Source organism: Bradyrhizobium sp. CCBAU 65884, from assembly GCF_028128835.1.
Classification (GTDB): Bacteria; Pseudomonadota; Alphaproteobacteria; order Rhizobiales; family Xanthobacteraceae; genus Bradyrhizobium; species Bradyrhizobium ottawaense.
In genome coordinates this window covers 104,430-121,811 of the sequence record NZ_LBJU01000119.1, presented here as the reverse complement: position 1 = coordinate 121,811, position 17,382 = coordinate 104,430, and the positions used below count along the sequence as shown (strand labels likewise).

Below are 17,382 nucleotides of genomic sequence, written 5' to 3'. Positions count from 1 at the left end.
GTGAAGCGCCGTGTAGTGCCAACATTGTGGTTCGGCCCAATAGCGCCATCGATGCATCGGCCGCAGAGTCCATCACAAGCTTCCCCGGAGATAACGCGGATTGCCGCACGGTTCGCCTCGGATTCTCCATCAGCGTGAGAGGCGGCGCCCATTATGCCTTTCAGACCACGTGCGAAGTCGCAATCCGGATAGCATCGGAGACAACCATTGAGGAAACCTCGGCAGAGCAGTCTCACGAATAGCGTGACGTTAATAACCGTGTGTATGCTGGCTGCGGTGATAGTGTCGCTTAGCGCTCTTGGGTGGATGGCAACGTCTCGATACGTCGACGGCACAAAACGAAGCCGACTCGATCAAACAATGCTTGTCGCAGCAAATGTGATGGTCCCGCACAAAGCGGTGTCCGCATAAGATTGGGCGAGAACGAACATCTTTCGTTTCTTGAAGCGACCAGCATTCTGCCAAAATTTCGAACGGACGACGCCGTCGATCAAATGTCCTCGTATACCGGCGCCCGGGTATCGATCTTTTCATACTTCGATGCGGGTGAGCAACGACCCGCCTGGGTTGCCTCTACGCGAGGCGACAAATCCAAGCCGCACTATTTTATCGCTTCGACGTCCCTACTCAATGAAAACCGAGGAAGAAGAAACGGAGAACCATTCGATGGTTCCGAAGAAACGTTGGCCCGTCTGCAGCATGGAAGCATAGCCACGGAGGAGCGGTATTACGAAGGGCAGGAGTATTTCGCGGGCTATCTCCCCGCAATGAACGCGGACAGCAAGCCGGTCGGGATGATTGCCGTGAGCGTGAAGACGGGCGACATAACCCAGTTCCTTGCGAATCTCAGATTGTATTTTGCCGGAGCCGGCCTTTTTCTTCTCGCGCTGCTAAGCGCCGCCACCTTCCTGCTGACTCGTCGATTGATGCGTCCGATTCCAATCCTCGCCAACACTATGAGGCGTCTGGCCCAAGCAGAGCCCTTGAAAAGCATTCCCTATCTGAAGCGAACGGACGAGGTTGGCCAAATGGCTGAGACCCTTCAGGTGTTCAGGGACAGCATGGCCGAAGCCGATCGACTAAGGTGCGAGCAGGAGGCGGAGAAAGCTCGCGCTGAGGCGAGCAAACGTGCGGCCATGAGCAAACTTGCCGACGAGTTCGAGCGTAGCATCAGGGGGGTGGTCGAGGGCGTTGCTGCAGCATCAACGGAGATGGAAGCGGCGGCGGAAGCCATGGCGACAACCGCAGAGCAAACCTCACGCCGTAGTAATGCGGTAACTACGTCTGTCGATCAGGCATCGGAAAACGTTCAAACCGTAGCAAGCGCGGCTGAGCAACTTGCAGCGTCAGTCGCCGAAATTGGGCGCCAAGTCGAGCATTCTTCGACCATGGCGCGCGATGCCGTCGTGGAAGCGACGCGGACCGGCGAGATCATGGATGGTCTTGCCAGCACCGCGCAGTCGATCGGCGGCGTTGTCAAGCTTATCAAGGACATCGCCGCGCAGACCAACCTGCTGGCGCTTAATGCCAGTATCGAGTCGGCTAGGGCCGGTGACGCCGGGATGGGTTTTGCGGTGGTCGCCAATGAGGTGAAAACCCTCGCCGCCCAAACTGACAAGGCAACTGAAGAGATCGCTGATCAGATCTCGACGGCTCAAGTAGCTACCGCCCGGACGGTTGATGCGATCCGTAGCATCAGCGGCGCGATCGTCAAGATCGATGAGATAGCTCATGCGATTGCATCGGCCGTTACCGAACAGGGCGCCGCTACACGAGAAATTGCAGGCAACGTCACCCAAGCAGCTCGGGTTACGGCGGAGATCGGCAGTAATATCGCGGATGTGAGTCGAGCGGCCCAGGAGACAGGTGCGGCCGCCACGAAGGTGCTGACAGCTGCTAGCGGCCTATCAAGGCAAGCCGAAACGCTTAACCAGGACGTCGACAGCTTCATCCGCGACCTCCGGGCATCCTGATAGCCGAGCGCGCAATTTGTTGCGGTTTGACGTGCCGGCGTCGGACAACACACATTGTGCAGGGCCCACAACTAAGGTTGGGTCATGAACGCGAAGTCCGCAAGAGGGGCAGCTTTCTCAACAAGCGTGAGGGCATGACGATGAGCAACTTTTTCTTCATCGGAGGACCGTGCATGCCGTGCACTGCCAAAAACCGTCTGGCCTAAGGCGTTACGCCATTAATTTCGTGGGTCGCAACGTACATCCGAGCGCCGGCACGTCTTGAGAGGGCTAAGAACTTCATCGTTGCCGGACTTACTTTATGGATCGATCGAGCAGGTCGGCAAGATCGTCCTGACGTTGTAGTCGGCCTCGAAACGTGTCGGCTTGATGAGCTGGGATCGCTCCGGCGCGGGACTGGCGCGTCGACGTCACTCCAGCTCGATAAGCAGATCCTTAGCCTCGATTTGGCTGCCCGCGCCGATATGGATGGCCTTCACTCTTGACGCCCGGTCCGCATGCAATCCGGTCTCCATCTTCATCGCCTCGATGCTCAGCAGGAGATCACCAGGCTTGACCGCTTGGCCCACGGAGACTGCAATAGACGAGATGACGCCCGGCATTGGGGCGCCGACCTGGCTCGGATCTCCTTCGGTCGCCTTCGCGCGAACCGCTATCTTGCTCTTGAGTTCACGATTGGAGACGCGGACTACGCGAGGCTGCCCGTTCAGCTCGAAAAAGACTTTTACCTCACCTTCCTCGGAGTTCTCGCCGACAGCCTGCAGACGTATTTCGAGTGTTTTGCCCGGATCGATCTCGACCGAGATCTCCTCTCCGAGTTGCATACCATAGAAGAACGTACGCGTTGGAAGCGTGCGCACCGGCCCGTAGACCTGATGGCGCTCGATGTAATCGATGAATACTTTCGGATACATGAGGTAACTGTGTAGATCCTCGTCGTTCACCACGTAGCCGTTTAACGTCGCCGTTAGTGTATTACGGGTTGCTTCGAAATCGACAGGAGCCAAGCCAAGGCCCGGTCGTGCCGTCAATGCGCCACTGCCTTTCAGCACTTTTCGTTGTATCCCCTCGGGCCAGCCTCCGTGCGGTTGGCCGATATTTCCCTTCATCATATCCACCACCGAGTCGGGGAAGGCGACATCAATGATTGGGTCCTCGACCTGCTCGCGGGTCAACCCTTGGGCGACCATAACCAGCGCCATGTCGCCGACGACCTTAGACGACGGGGTAACCTTCACGATGTCGCCGAAAATCATATTGGCTTCCGCATAGGCTTTCGCAATGTCGGACCACCGCTCTGCCAGGCCGAGCGAGCGAGCCTGCGCTTGCAGGTTGCTGAACTGTCCGCCAGGCATTTCGTGAAGGAACACCTCCGAGGCGGGTGCCGTTGGACCACATTCGAAGCCGGTATACTGTGCCCTGACGTGTTCCCAATAGTCGGAGATTTCGCGGATGGCCTCGGTATCCAGTCCCGTGTCACGCTCAGTGCGTCGAAGCGCTTCGACAATCGATCCGAGGCATGGTTGCGAGGTGCCGCCCGAAAAGGCATCCATGGCGGCATCGACTGCATCGACACCGGCCTCGCAAGCGGCGAGGACGGTCGCCGCTGAAATTCCCGAAGTGTCGTGCGTGTGGAAGTGAATCGGGAGTCCCACGTCCTCCTTGAGCGCTTTGACGAGGATACGAGCCTGTTGGGGTTTCAGGAGTCCCGCCATATCCTTCAAACCGAGGATGTGGGCACCTGCCGCCTTCAGCTCTCTCGCCCGGTCGACATAGTATTTCAGGTCGTATTTCGGACGCGCGGGATCCAGCAGGTCGCCCGTATAGCAGATCGTGCCTTCGCACACCTTGTTCGCCTCGTTCACAGCGTCCATGGCGACCCGCATGTTCTCAACCCAGTTGAACGAATCGAACACGCGGAAGAGGTCGACTCCGGACTGTGCAGCCCGCAAGACGAAGCTGCGAACCACATTGTCGGGATAGTTGGTATACCCGACCCCGTTGGCCGAACGCAGGAGCATTTGGGTGAGGATATTCGGGATCGCCGCCCGAAGGTCGCGCAACCGTTGCCACGGGCATTCCTGGAGGAAGCGATAGGCCACATCGAAGGTCGCGCCGCCCCAACATTCGATGCTGAAGAGTTGAGGGAGGTTTGCGGCATAGGCGGGCGCGATCCGGAGCATGTCGATCGAACGCATTCGGGTGGCAAGCAGCGATTGATGCCCGTCGCGCATCGTCGTGTCAGTAATCAGCACCTGCTTCTGAGCGGATAGCCAGTCCGCCAGGGCCTGAGGTCCGTGCTTTTCGAGAATGTCGCGACTGCCGACAGCTATGGCGCTTCTCGGCGGGGGCAGCCTGGGCTCGGATATCCGAACCGTCGGCTTTGGACGCGCTTTGGTCTCGGGATGTCCGTTGACCGTGACGTCCGCGATATAAGTGAGGAGCTTGGTCGCTCTGTCGCGCCGTTTGGTGAACCTTAGCAATCCAGGTGTGGTGTCAATGAACTGAGTGGTATACCCGTTGCTCCGGAATTGCGCGTCATTGAGAAGGTTCACGAGAAAGTCGATGTTGGTGCTGACACCCCTGATACGAAATTCGCCTAGCGCGCGAACCATCCGGTTGGTCGCAAGTTCTTCCGTCGGAGCCCAGGCTATCACCTTGACGAGCAACGAGTCGAAATGCCGTGTGATGACGGCGCCGGAATAGGCGGTACCGCTGTCCAAGCGGATGCCCATTCCCGTAGCCGACCGGTAGGCCGTGATTCGACCGTAATCGGGAATAAAGTTGTTCTGTGGATCCTCCGTGGTTACACGGCACTGCAAGGCATATCCGGTGTGCCGAACGTCCTCCTGTCTGGCGACGCCTGTCGCTTCCGCAAGCGTCGCGCCTTCCGTGAGCAAGATCTGCGCCTGTACAATGTCGATGCCGGTGACCTGCTCTGTTATCGTGTGTTCGACCTGGATGCGTGGATTGACCTCAATGAAGTAGAATCTCCCGGAATCGACGTCCATTAGAAATTCGACTGTTCCGGCACATCGATAACCTACGTGCAGGCATATGCGTCTTGCAAGCTCGCAGACTTCGGAACGTTGTTCAGCCGAGAGATAAGGCGCAGGGGCGCGTTCAACCACCTTTTGGTTCCGGCGCTGAACACTGCAGTCACGTTCGAACAGATGGAAGATATTGCCATAGCTATCGCCAAGGATCTGAACTTCCACATGGCGAGCCCGCTCGACAAGCCTTTCCAGATATCCCTCGGCGTTTCCAAAGGCTGCTTCCGCTTCGCGGCGGCCTTCGAGAACTTTGGACTGAAGTTCTTCCGGGTTGCGGATTGTGCGCATTCCCCGACCACCGCCGCCCCAGGACGCCTTCAGCATCAGCGGATATCCGATGTCGGATGCCTCCTTGCGGATATCATCGAAATCGTCGCCTAGGACGCCGGTTGCCGGAACAACGGGTACGCCGGCTTCGAGCGCAAGGCGACGAGCGGAGGCCTTGTCGCCGAGAAGACGCATCGTTGCGGCCGTTGGCCCGATGAAGGCGATGCCGGCAGCCTCGCACGCCTCGACGAGTTCGGGACTCTCGGAGAGAAGTCCATAGCCCGGGTGGATCGCGTCCGCGCCCGACAACCGGGCAACGCGGATAATCTCGGGTATCGATAGATAGGCGCCTACAGGCGACTTTCCCTTACCGATCAGATATGCCTCGTCGGCTTTGAACCGATGCAATGAGAGCTTGTCCTCTGAGGCATAGATCGCAACGGTCGTCTTGCCTAATTCGGTCGCCGCGCGCATGACGCGAATTGCGATTTCGCTTCGATTGGCGATCAGGATCTTATTGAACTTGCGCACGTTCAAGCATCCTCTTGCTCAAGGTATTGGATGGGAAGGAAAACGGGCACGACAACTGACGCCGTCGTGCCCGTCGCGATGTTTTCCTTATTCAGCAGATGGCTCGCAAGAGGCTGACGACCGATGCTATGGCCAGCTACATTGTGATGGCGATCTTTCCGAAGTGTGCACCACTTTTCATGTACTTGAAGGCTTCTGCTGTCTCGGACAGATCGAACGTCTTATCTACGACCGGTTTGATGCCAGCTACCTCGATCGCGCGATTCATGTCGACGAAACCCCGCCTCGAACCAACGGCGATCCCTTTGACGTTCACCATTGGACCGATCAACTGTCGGATGTTCAATTCCGTCGAATACCCAGCCACAAACCCGACGACACTGATCGTTCCCCCAAACGCAACCGCGCTCAGCGACCTGCCCAATGATGATCCAATGGTCTCGACCACGATATCGGCGCCACGGCCGGTGAGCCGCTTTACTTCGGCATCCCATTCCGGAGTGGTGCGGTAGTTCACGCAAAGGTCAGCCCCAAGCGCTTTCGCGCGCGCCAGCTTTTCGTCGGATGACGACAGAATTGTAACTCTGGCCCCCCACAGCTTGGCGAACTGAAGTGCGAAAAGCGAAACACCGCCGGTTCCCTGGAGCAGAACGTCGTCTCCGGGTTTGACGTTTGCTTGGTCCAAAGCCGACCACGCTGTAAGACCAGCGATGGGCAGCGTGGCGGCTTCCACGTCGGTCAGGTGCGACGGAGGCGTGACCGCGTCCTCTTCCGGGATGAGGATGTAATCCTGAAGAACGCCGGCCAGCGGCGCACCGAGGGTGCGCTTCGCGCGTTGCTCCGGAGTAGGTTTGCCGTCGTGCCAGCCCTGAGTGTAGATCGGGACAATTCGATTTCCCTTCTTGAAGCGGGTGACGCCCGGTCCGATCTCCGCCACAGTGCCGCACGCGTCGGAGGCGGGGACATAGGGCAGAGGAAGACCCTTGATATAGTCACCGCCCAGTACGGCCAGGTCGCGGTAGTTCAGAGTCGCCGCCCCCACCCTGACCAATACCTCTCCCTTTCCTGGCGTTGGTATCGGGACCTCGGTCAACTCGAGGCCCGAGATCGCGAACTGGTGCGCTTGTATGGCCCGCATTGTCGCCGACATGATTGCTCCTCATTTGTTTGCGGCAGTTCCCAACTATCGGATATCAGCGCCGCCCGTTCAGTGATCAAGCGTGCTTGATCACCACGGTCTTCAGGTTTGAATAGTCATCCATGGCCACAAGACCCTTTTCCCGTCCATGGCCGCTTTTGCCGGTGCCTCCGAAGGGCAACTCGATGCCCGCGCCGGCTCCGTAACAGTTCACGAACACCTGACCGGAGCGCAGCCGCTTCGCGAGACGCATTTGTCGGCCGCCATCCCTGGTCCAGACCGCTGCGACAAGGCCGAATTCAGTCCCGTTGGCGATCCGTACGGCATCATCTTCATCGTCGAACGGAATGGCGGCCAGCACTGGTCCGAACACCTCCTGTTGCGCGAGCTCGTGGTCCGTGGGCACCGGCCCGAACAGAGCAGGCCGGACAAAGAATCCATTCGGGTCGACGCCCTCCGCAATCTGGCCTTCGGCGAGGAGCGGGATTCCGCTGGCGGTGGCACGGCCGATGAAGCCCAGGACGGTCTTCTTTTGTCCGGCGGTGATAATCGGACCGCAGTCGAGATCCATCTCTGGGCTACCGACCCGCACGGCCTTGAATCGTTTGCTAAGTGTCGCGATGAAGTCGTCGAAGATGCGCCTTTGAACAAGGACACGGCTTCCAGCCGAGCAGGTTTGACCACTATTCTGGATGATGGCGGCGCAGATAGTCTGGGTAGCCGCTTCGAAATCTGCGTCTTCGAACACAAGCTGAGGCGACTTGCCGCCCAGCTCGAGAGTACAATTGATGAAGTTGTCGGCGGCTAGTTTCTGAATCTGCTGACCGACCTCGGGTGAGCCGGTGAACGAGACAAAGTTCACACCGGGATGCGTCGCAAGCGCTGCGCCCACTTTGCTTCCAAATCCAGTCACGATGTTGATTGCGCCCTCAGGAAGGCCGGCTTCCGTCGCGAGTTCGGCAAGGCGCAGAATGGAGGCCGATGCAGCCTCAGCTGGCTTGAGGACCGTTGCGTTGCCAACCGCCAGCGAAGGAGCAAGTGTCCGACCGAACATCTGGGCGGGATAGTTCCAGGGAAGGATGTGCCCCGTCACACCCTTTGGCTCGCGCACGACTGCGACGAAATGATCGTTGAGGTATGGAATCGTGTGTCCATAGACCTTGTCGGTTGCGCCACCATAGTACTCGAAGTACCGTGCGACCGCGTTGATATCGTTCCGCGCCACCGTCATGGGTTTGCCGGTGTCCCGCGCTTCGATGGCTGCAAGCTCCTCCTTCTTCTCGAGGATGCGCTGGGAAATTGCGATCAAAATGCGGCCCCGTTCCGCGGCGGTCAACTTGCCCCAAGCACCGGTTTCGAACGCGCTGCGGGCCGCCTTGACGGCCAGATCGACGTCCTCGCGGGTGCCGGCGGCGATTTTGCCGTAGGCCTTCCCCGTGCTGGGATCGATCATATCGGTCGTCTCGCCATTGGATGCCCTGACCCATTTGCCACCAATGAAGTGCTTCGACATGATGTCGACTCCTGTCTGTTGCCGCCGTCGATCTAGAAGCACGGGCGGGAGAGGGGTCTCAATGGCGTCTACGATCTACCTGCTATTATGTTGCCCTATGGGGCGCGATCGCATGGCGCGTCCACATTTGATTGCGTCGGACGGTAATCGGTCCGAAATCGTCAGTTATCGGCCCCGGACAAGATGGCCCGCGCGAGCCACTCGCCCGAGCCATCGAGAGGAAAGCGAGAGCCTATCGGCCCGTCGGCGAACGCCCCATCTACGTCACGCGTGCGAAAAGTAACGCCACGTATGGACTGGACGATGACGTCGCCGCTACTCCTGGCTGTGATTAGCCTTCGCACTGGCTCGCGTTCGAATCCGTACATCGGCGCGTATCCAAGGCGTCGCGTTCACAACTACCTCGCAGCTTGCTCTAGCGAGAATTCTTTGTTCACCTGAACGAGTGTCGTAGACGATCTCATGAAGTTGTCGTCCGGACCGCTCATCCTGGAACGCTTGAGGCGCGTGGCAAGCCAATCGCCCCGGCCGATGAGATCCCATGCGATGTTTGTCAGCGTCTCGGTAGCCTTGACTGACGCGCGCGTCACGAATTGGGATGGATTGCGCGCGAGGAATATCCCGCGTCGGAAGACGGGTTTCACGATCCGGGCTGCGGACAAATCGCCTCGCTTCAATTCTTCGGAGATGGCCGCATGCGCGAGCAGGGTATAGCCATGGCCGCTCTGAACCAAGTGCTTGATGACGGTGAGGGAGTTTATCTCGTGTTGGATGTTGAGCTTCAGCTGGGAGGAGCGTGCGCGCTCGTCGACGAAGCGCCGAAGGCCGTGTTGCCCCGTCGGCACAATGAGGGGGAAGCTGTCGACTGCACTGAGATCGACGGCGTCATCAGCAAAACCGTGACGGTCGCAGTGCTTAAAGGCGTTCGGAGGACCGACCAGAAAAAGCTCTTCGACAGCGATTTGTTCCAGCAACAGATGCCGGCTGTCCTGAATCCCGTAGAGAACGCCAACGTCAAGGTCGCCCTTGGTCAGCCACTCGCGGATATGTCCTGACATCGCCTCGATTAGTCTCAGCTGCACGCGCGGTGTCTCCTGTGCAGCCGCAGCAATGAGGGGCGCGCCGATCAATGTGGCAAAAGAGCTCGGCAAGCCAATCGTGACCTCCGATCGGACATAGCTATCCTCCGCCTTGATCTCATCCCGAGCGCGCTCGATGTCCGAAATGATGTTGCGCGCGTGCTCGCGGAAGACTTGTCCGGCTTCGGTGAGCACGACCCCGCGTGACGTTCGCTGAAAGAGCTTCGAGCCCAATTCCTCCTCGAGCCGGAGAAGCATCTGGCTCAACGACGGTTGGGCAATATCCAAGCGTTCGGCGGCTCCGGTCACCGAACCCGACTCTGAGATAACCAGGAAGCACTTAAGTTGGCGCTCGTCCATTGCGCCACCCTCTGAATTAACGGCCCGAGTTCAACCGCGCTTCACTGCCTAGCCCATCGTCGGCCGGCCAGATGAAGCGTTCCTCGTAGGCGACGACTCCGCATATCGTAGAGGTGAAGTTGGGAAGATCGGCCAACAATGTCTTGCCTTCGGGGCTCGAAAGGGACGCGTCATGGGCCTCCTTGCTTTCGAACCAGAGCTCCGAAAAGCCGTCATAGCCGGCATTAGGATAGACATCGCGATCAATGAAATTGATGACGTATCGCTTGAGCCCCGGGATCTTCTTGCACAGCTCCGCATGAACAGTTCGCCAATGCTGGACGAATTGTTCTTTCGTCATGTCTTCGCGCTTTGTGAGAAAACCTATACGTTTCGCGTATTGCGCCCTCACGTCGTTAACCTCCCGATGCTGATTTTTGAGCCAACCATAGGCGCCTTGTCCGAAGCCGGTACGGTAGTTGGCAGCTGACTGTTATTGGAAATTCTTCTAGGTTGAAATTGAAGCTAGGCCATTTTCCAGTCGAACCGGAAGCGGTATGTTCCGAATGAAGCGTTCGTCAGAGCCGAACGCGAGCACAAACTCACGAGGAAAGATGCGTTACGATCTGGTCGATCTGAGAGTGTTTCTCGCGGTTCTGGACGAGGGAAACCTATCGCGAGGTGCCCAGCGGTGTAACCTGGCGCCATCCTCCGTCAGCCAACGCATCAAACAGCTCGAAGACACTCTCGGTACTCCGCTTCTTGAACGAAATCGCGAGGGTGTCAGCCCCACGCCTGCCGGTACAGTTCTGGCTAACTATGCCCGCAAATCGTTTGATCTGCTTGAGCAGATGCACGCCGATATGCTGCCATTCTCAGCGGGGATGCGCGGGAGGATCACACTATTTGCGAATACCAACGCAGTTAATTCGTTTCTTCCAGATGATCTTGCAATCTTCTTCAAGCATCATCCATCCGTCCGTATCGCACTCGAAGAGAAGAACAGTCACGACATACTGGCCGCCGTCGCGGACCGGCGCGCCGATGTCGGGATCGTTGCGCTTCAGGCCAACCATAAGGAACTGGCCTTCTTTCCGTACCGTGATGACGAGCTGGTGGTTCTGGTGCCGCTGAGCAGCCCGATCAACAAAAATCGGCCCGTTCGTTTCGAGGAATGTCTTCGCGAGCCATTCATTAACCTGCAGCGAGGTGCAGCGATCAACACCTTCTTACTGGGCCATGCTGCAGCTCTTGGCGGGACGCTCGATATCCGAGTGCAGGTTCCCGGCTACCGGGCCGTTGCTCATCTTGTAGCGTCAGGGGCCGGCATTAGCGTTGTGCCTCGCTCGGCTGTTGAGAAAGACGAGAAGCGACTGGTGATGTTGCCTCTGGCTGAGCCTTGGGCGGAGCGAAACTTGCGGATTTGTGTCCGGCAGGACGCCCCGGCCAACCATCACCGCGACGAGCTCGTGCGGATCCTTGTCGAGTGCGCTGCCGCAACGACGACTGCCGCATAGTCGGAATGCGTTCTTCCTGTTCGTTGACCAACTCACGGCAGCCGCCGTGGTAAGGGGCCCGGATGAGCGAATCGAGTCTCGTCACGAGGCGCGAGGAATTCGGTTCGGCACCGATCGGCTGAGCGAGCACTTAGGGTAGGCTCATCAGATTCCTAGCTGAGGCTGCCCACCCCCGCAAAGGGGATGGGCTTGCTCCTATTGTGTCCGTCCCACGGACTAGCACAACAATGTAGATACCTAGTTTTGCGGCAGTGCGCCGATGCTCGCGGACCCGATGTCAAAGCCGATAGACGCGCAGGGCGTTATCGTGAAAAATCTTCTTCTTGTCGGTATCGGACAAGTCCTTCACGATCTCGAAGAATGCCTCGTAGATCCGATCGAAGCTGGCGTAGATCTTGTCGACTGGGAAGTTGCTTGCGAACATGCACCGATCGACCCCAAAGTAGTCGATCGTCTTGAGGACGAACGGCCGGATGCTTGCGACAGTCCAGTCAGGGTCGACCATTCCGAGGCCTGAGATCTTGGCATGGACGCTTGGAACGGACGCCAGAGCTCGCATGCCGTCTTGCCAGGTCTGAACGCCCTCAGCATCCCGCTGAAGAGGCATTCCGGTATGGTTCAGGATGATGGTCGTGTCCTCATGGTCACGGGCAACGCGGGCTGCGTCCATCATCTGGTGCGGATAGAGCTGAAGGTCGAAAGAGAAGTCGTACTTCTTCAGCAGGCCAAAGCCCTTCTGCCACTTAGGGTCTCGCAGCAGGTCCGAACGTTCGATGAAGGTGTAGCGAGGATCCTGATGCCAGTTGAGGATCTGGCGAATCCCACGGACCGCCTTGCTTTCCGCGTGGCTTGCAAGAACGATATCGACATTGTCGGCCTCGAGATCGGCGTGCGCAACGATGGCAGTCGGGAAGCCTGTCTTGTTCTTCATGTCCTGAAGCCAACGTGTCTCGGCGAGAATGTCGGCCGAGAGCGCGTCGAGATGCACGTCTTTCACGATATTCCATCGTTTGGAATCCTCGCGATAGTCCGCGAGTGAGTAGGATTTCATGATTGACCGGAGGCTACCTGCGATGGGAGCCACCGGTTCGCCGGTTTGGCAAAGCCAGGGATAGGAATAGTTTTCGAGGTCCCAAAGGTGATGATGGGGGTCGATAATGGCGCTGACGGACATGACGTTTCTCCGATCGGAACGGTTCTAACTATGGGTCAGCCCGCAACGTATCCGCCATCGACCATGAGAATGTGGCCGGTGATAAAGGCGGCGTCGTCACTTGCCAGGAAAACCAAGGCTTTTGCGACTTCGTCAGGTTCGGCCCAACGCTTCATCGGATGCGCGGCTTTCACGGCATCCGCACCAGCCTTCGGGTCGGGAAGGCCATTCAGATAACGCGTGAGGAACGGCGTATTGATCGCGCCCGGACCGACGGCGTTGACGCGGACGCCCGACCCGGCATACTCAACGGCTAGTTGCCGGACGAGCTGCAGAACGGCACCTTTCGAAGCGCAGTAAGCGGCCTGAGAGGGTAGTCCGACGACGCTGGAGATGGAGCCGGTCGCCGTAATCGATCCCTTCTTGGCGGCGATCATGTTTGGAAGAGCGCGCTTCGCAGTCAGGAAAAAGGATTTCGCGTTTCCCGCGAGGACAGCATCCCAGTCTTGCTCGCTGGTTTCGTGCAGCGCCTTGGCAATCATGTAGCCGGCATTGCTGATGAGGGCTTGAACAGCGCCAAACTTGTTCTCGCCAGCACTGAAAATCTTCTCGACATCGACGTTCTTCGAGACGTCGCCGGTGACCGTGGTGATCCGGGCGCCGGAGAATTGCCTATTCAGGTCGTGGACCTGATCGGCAATGTCCGTCGCGATGATCTTAGCATCGTTCTCGACGAGTTGACGCACGACTTCGATGCCGACTCCCCCGGCAGCTCCCGTCACGAGTACGACGCAATCCTTCATACCATTCCCTTTTGCCTGCATGAGCTAGTCCTCCCAAAGGTTAGCGTGAGGATGCGACGTAATCCCAGGTGGTGCGCAGGCAGCTAGGCTGCATTCATTCTGATGGCAATTGGTACTGGCTATGGCCGCCTGCCAGCGGTGGGTGCCAGCGATATCAAATTCTAATCGGTGCCAGAGCGTAGGGATAATTGCCGATCGGGGGATCCAATCGCCATGCTCGGACCGTGCCGGCGGTGAGACAGGAAGCTGGCGTCATTGCCGTGAGGTATGGCGCCGCCGTTTCCAGAACAGACCGCTCGGACGAGCCGACGTTGGGCTCGGAGAAAAATATTCCTTTGCATAGGGAGGTGGGAATGACTGTTAGCAAGCGCGACGTATTGAAGTTTTCGACGTTACTTGGGGCGTCCGTACTTGGGGCATCCGTCTTGACATCGCCGTTCATCGGTAGCGCAATCGCTGCGGACAAGAAATTCAAGCTCGGATATTCGCAATTCTGGGGCACGAACACCTTCCTTCGCACACAGATCGCTGGTGCCCGGAAGGCGATGAGCGAATGGGAAAAGAAGGGCGTGTCGGTCGAGCTCTTGGTGACCAACGGTGGTGACACCGATACCACCAAGCAGGTCGGCGATCTCGAAGACCTCTATACGCAGAACATCGATGGTCTGCTGATCTTCCCGGGTGACTCTGTCGTTCTCGCCGATCCGGTCAAGAATATCTACAACAAGAACAAGATTCCGGTTGTCGTCACCGACATCGGCCTGAACTCGGGCGACTGGGTGACCTACGTCGTGACGGCGAACGAAATGGGCGGTCGCATGGCGGCGGATCACATGTCCACGCTGGTGCCGAAGGGAGCCAAGGTCATCGTGTTCGACCATGGTCCGGCTGTGCAGTGCATCATCGATCGCAACCGCGGCTTCGAGCAGCGCGCCAAGGAGCTCGGCTTAACCGTTCTCCCGCGCAAGGTGATGAAGCTCTCCCTCGAGGACGGCCGGCGCACTATGGAAGATACGCTGACCGAGATCCCGGACATCGCCGGTGTCTTTTTCCAGAACCACGCACCGACGATCGGTGCTGAGGCAACGCTTGAGGCAGCGAAGCGCCTCGACGTGAAGCTTGTCAACTTCGATACCGATCCCACTGCCTACCGCCTCGTCAAGGAAGGCAAGATCGCGGGCACGATCGTCCAGAACCCCTTCGAGATGGGCTATGTCGGCATGAACTCGATGCTGTCCGCCCTGACCGGCGGAAAAACTGAGAAGCTGGTCGAGTTGCCGCCGAAACTGATGACCAAGGCCAACGCTGCCGAGTTCGTCAATGAACCGCAGGTCCTCGACGCCAAGGTCAATTGAAGCACAAACAGATCGTGGAGTGTCCGGCGAAGACCGGACACTCCGGACGGGGGAAACAATGGGTGACTTGGCACTCGTCTGCAAGGACGTCAAGAAAACCTTCGGCAGCATCAAGGCTCTTCGAAGCGCGAGCTTCACGCTGGAAAAGGGGCAAGTGGTCGGACTCGTCGGGGAGAACGGAGCAGGCAAGAGCACCCTTCTCAAGATTCTGGCCGGCGTGTACCAGGCAGATTCTGCCGAGAGCATCAAGTTGCTCGGGAAGGATTACAGCCCACATAATGCGATCGACGCCCTCAAGCGCGGCATTGTGACCATCCACCAGGACATCAATCTTGTGGAAGGAATGACCGTTGCGGAGAACATTTTCCTGAACAATGAGCCGACGGGTCGTCTCGGTGTTCTTACGGCTGGCAGCCTTAACGCCAAAGCACAGGAGCTTCTCGACCACTACGGAATCGAAGTCGACGCCAGTCAGCAGGTAAGTCGTCTGCCGAACGACCTGAAGAAGATGGTGCAAATCATCAAGGCGATGACTTGGAAGCCAACGATCCTGCTGATGGATGAGCCGACGTCCTCGCTGACCGCAACCGAGGTCGATGTCGTTCTCAAGCTCATTGCTGAGCTATCTCGCAGAGGTGTCGCGATCGTCTTCGTTTCCCATTATCTGTCCGAGGTATTTCGGATTTGCGACACGATTACGATACTTCGCGACGGTCAGACCATTGCCAATCTGCAGAAGGAGTCGACCTCCATTACCGAGGTTGTCCAGCACATGCTCGGACGTAAGCTGGTCGAAGTCGACGCAAGGAGCAAGCGAGGTGCGGTCGCGAGCAATGACGTGCTTCTTTCGGTCCGCGAGCTGAGCGTATCGGGGATGCTTCACGATGTTTCTTTCGATCTCCATCGTGGGGAAATCCTGGGGTTCACCGGCTTGACGGGCTCCGGCCTCACGGAGCTCGCAAAGACCTTGTTCGGAGTCGAGGGATATCAGCCGTCCAAGGGAACGATCGCGATCCGCGGTGATGTAAAGAGCCGTTGGGATCCTGGCAAGGCCATCAAGGAAGGGGTGGCCCTGCTGACCGGTGACCGGCTGCGCGAGGGGATTCTGCCCGATTTCACCATCGCGGAGAATGTTGGACTTCCCATCATCGGCAAGTTGCGCAATGCACTGGGGTTGCTGTCGAGGAGCAAGATCGATGCAATGGGAGCACGGTGCGTCCGTGAGCTCAACGTCAAGGCGCCGAGCGCGCATGTTCCGATCAGGACGCTAAGTGGCGGAAACCAGCAGAAGGTGCTGATTGCGAAGTGGCTAGAGACGCGCCCACAAATTTTCATTCTGGATGATCCGACCGTCGGTATCGACGTCGGCTCCAAGGACGAGATCAGAAAGATAATCGAACGCATTGCCTCCGAAGGTGTCGGCGTCATCATAATCAGCACCGAGATGCCGGACATCGAGAAGCTCTGTGATCGGGCTATCGTGATGTTCCGCGGCTCCATCGTTGGAGAGTTTGCCGGCGCGCAGCTGGAGCATAATCGAATCTTCGAAACTTCGGTCAGTGGGAGGAAAGCGGCATGAGCACATACACGCTAGAGGCTGGGCGCTCGAATTTGCAGGAGAGCATTCGACGCTCTTACGGTCTCATCCAGTCCGTGGCTGTCCTGCTCGTTCTGGTCGTGGTGATGTCGATCGTTTCACCGCGATTCGCGTCCGTCATAAACATTCAGAACCTGATGGCTCAGATGTCGGCAGCGCTAATCGTGGCTGCAGGCATGACCATTGTGATGATAAACGGCGAGTTCGACATCAGCGTGGGTGCCGTCCTGGCGCTGACGGCATCCATTGCCGGCAAGCTGATGCCCGAGATCGGAATCGTGGCAACGTTTGCGCTTGCGCTCGTGGTGGGTCCGTTATTCGGCCTTTTCGCCGGCGTTGTCGTGACAAAGTTTGGCATCCCGTCGTTCATAACCACGCTCGGAACGATGATGATCGCCCGAAGCCTGGCGTTCGTGACAACCCAAGGACAGGTGGTCTCCAATGTGCCTGAGGCATTCAGGATCATCGGCCTGGGGCGACCCCTTGGCATTCCGATGCCCTTCATCATCGCAATCCTGACGATTCTGGCGGGTTACGTCCTCCTCAACCACACGGCTTTCGGAAAGAAGGTTTATGCCATTGGTGCGAATCGAAATGTGGCTGCGCTGTCCGGAATCGATGTGGATCGCATCAAGATCATTTGTCTGATGATTTGTGGTCTTTGCGCCTCCTTCGCCGGGATGGTCCTGCTGGCGCGTATCGGATCGATCCAAGCTGACACGGCCCGCGGATTGGAATTCGAAGTGATTGCCGGCGTTGTTATCGGAGGTGTCAGCCTCAGTGGCGGGCAGGGCAATATCCTGCGAGTGATCATCGGCGTCGTGGTCATCGCACTGATCAGGAACTTCCTCAATCTCGCTCGCATCGACATCTTCTGGCAGGACTTCGCGACCGGCTCGATCATTCTTGCCGCGGTCCTGTTGGACGCCCTCCAAAAGCGTATTGCGGGATCGCGTTGAGTCACCCATGGGAGGTTCTGCACGGAAATCGGGGGCGAGTACGCGCAGGGCCCGATGAAAAGAACTTGCGGGCACACCGCTATCAGGACAACCGTTTGAAAAAGC

12 protein-coding genes are annotated in these 17,382 nt (G+C 58.1%); 5 read left to right on the top strand and 7 right to left on the bottom strand.

Annotated features, from left to right (window positions below):
• Positions 1-413: 413 nt before the first annotated feature.
• Complete coding sequence (locus XI03_RS20860) at positions 414-1,973, top strand: methyl-accepting chemotaxis protein (RefSeq protein ID WP_271593122.1); 1,560 nt, start codon at positions 414-416, stop codon at positions 1,971-1,973.
• A gap of 410 nt (positions 1,974-2,383) precedes the next feature.
• On the opposite strand, the gene pyc is transcribed toward XI03_RS20860, so the two are convergent.
• The 5 genes from pyc to XI03_RS20835 all read right to left on the bottom strand — a co-directional run bounded on the left by pyc (position 2,384) and on the right by XI03_RS20835 (position 10,305).
• Entirely contained in the window at positions 2,384-5,824 is a 3,441-nt protein-coding gene (gene pyc, locus XI03_RS20855; protein ID WP_271593162.1) for a pyruvate carboxylase, read from the bottom strand.
• A gap of 136 nt (positions 5,825-5,960) precedes the next feature.
• Complete coding sequence (locus XI03_RS20850) at positions 5,961-6,974, bottom strand: zinc-dependent alcohol dehydrogenase family protein (protein ID WP_271593121.1); 1,014 nt, start codon at positions 6,972-6,974, stop codon at positions 5,961-5,963.
• Positions 6,975-7,038: 64 nt separating this feature from the next.
• Complete coding sequence (locus XI03_RS20845; protein ID WP_271593120.1) at positions 7,039-8,475, bottom strand: aldehyde dehydrogenase family protein; 1,437 nt, start codon at positions 8,473-8,475, stop codon at positions 7,039-7,041.
• 398 nt (positions 8,476-8,873) lie between these two features.
• The gene (locus XI03_RS20840) at positions 8,874-9,914 is read right to left on the bottom strand and encodes a LysR family transcriptional regulator (RefSeq protein ID WP_271593119.1); all 1,041 of its coding nucleotides are present in this window, start codon (positions 9,912-9,914) and stop codon (positions 8,874-8,876) included.
• A gap of 16 nt (positions 9,915-9,930) precedes the next feature.
• Positions 9,931-10,305: an EthD family reductase gene (locus XI03_RS20835; protein ID WP_271593118.1), complete on the bottom strand. Its 375-nt coding sequence runs from the start codon at positions 10,303-10,305 to the stop codon at positions 9,931-9,933.
• A gap of 202 nt (positions 10,306-10,507) precedes the next feature.
• Between XI03_RS20835 and XI03_RS20830 the strand changes: the two genes are divergently transcribed.
• Entirely contained in the window at positions 10,508-11,410 is a 903-nt protein-coding gene (locus tag XI03_RS20830; RefSeq protein ID WP_271593117.1) for a LysR family transcriptional regulator, read from the top strand.
• 277 nt (positions 11,411-11,687) lie between these two features.
• Here XI03_RS20830 and XI03_RS20825 read toward each other — a convergent pair whose 3' ends face one another.
• A complete protein-coding gene (locus tag XI03_RS20825; protein ID WP_271593116.1) occupies positions 11,688-12,584 on the bottom strand; it encodes an amidohydrolase family protein in 897 nt (298 codons plus the stop codon).
• 35 nt (positions 12,585-12,619) lie between these two features.
• Positions 12,620-13,387 carry an SDR family NAD(P)-dependent oxidoreductase gene (locus XI03_RS20820; protein ID WP_271593115.1) on the bottom strand — a complete coding sequence of 256 codons (768 nt, stop codon included), beginning with the start codon at positions 13,385-13,387 and terminating at the stop codon, positions 12,620-12,622.
• Between the two features lie 212 nt (positions 13,388-13,599).
• On the opposite strand from XI03_RS20820, the gene XI03_RS20815 reads away from it, so the two are divergent.
• Genes XI03_RS20815 through XI03_RS20805 form a run of 3 tightly spaced genes read left to right on the top strand, consistent with a single transcriptional unit; the run spans position 13,600 to position 17,277 of the window.
• Complete coding sequence (locus XI03_RS20815) at positions 13,600-14,721, top strand: substrate-binding domain-containing protein (protein ID WP_271593114.1); 1,122 nt, start codon at positions 13,600-13,602, stop codon at positions 14,719-14,721.
• A gap of 58 nt (positions 14,722-14,779) precedes the next feature.
• On the top strand, positions 14,780-16,300 hold the full coding sequence (locus tag XI03_RS20810) for a sugar ABC transporter ATP-binding protein (protein ID WP_271593113.1): 1,521 nt from the start codon (positions 14,780-14,782) through the stop codon (positions 16,298-16,300).
• Positions 16,297-17,277 (top strand): ABC transporter permease, encoded by a 981-nt coding sequence (locus XI03_RS20805; protein ID WP_271593112.1) that lies wholly within the window; start codon positions 16,297-16,299, stop codon positions 17,275-17,277. Before XI03_RS20810 ends, XI03_RS20805 begins: the two co-directional genes overlap by 4 nt.
• Positions 17,278-17,382 lie beyond the last annotated feature (105 nt).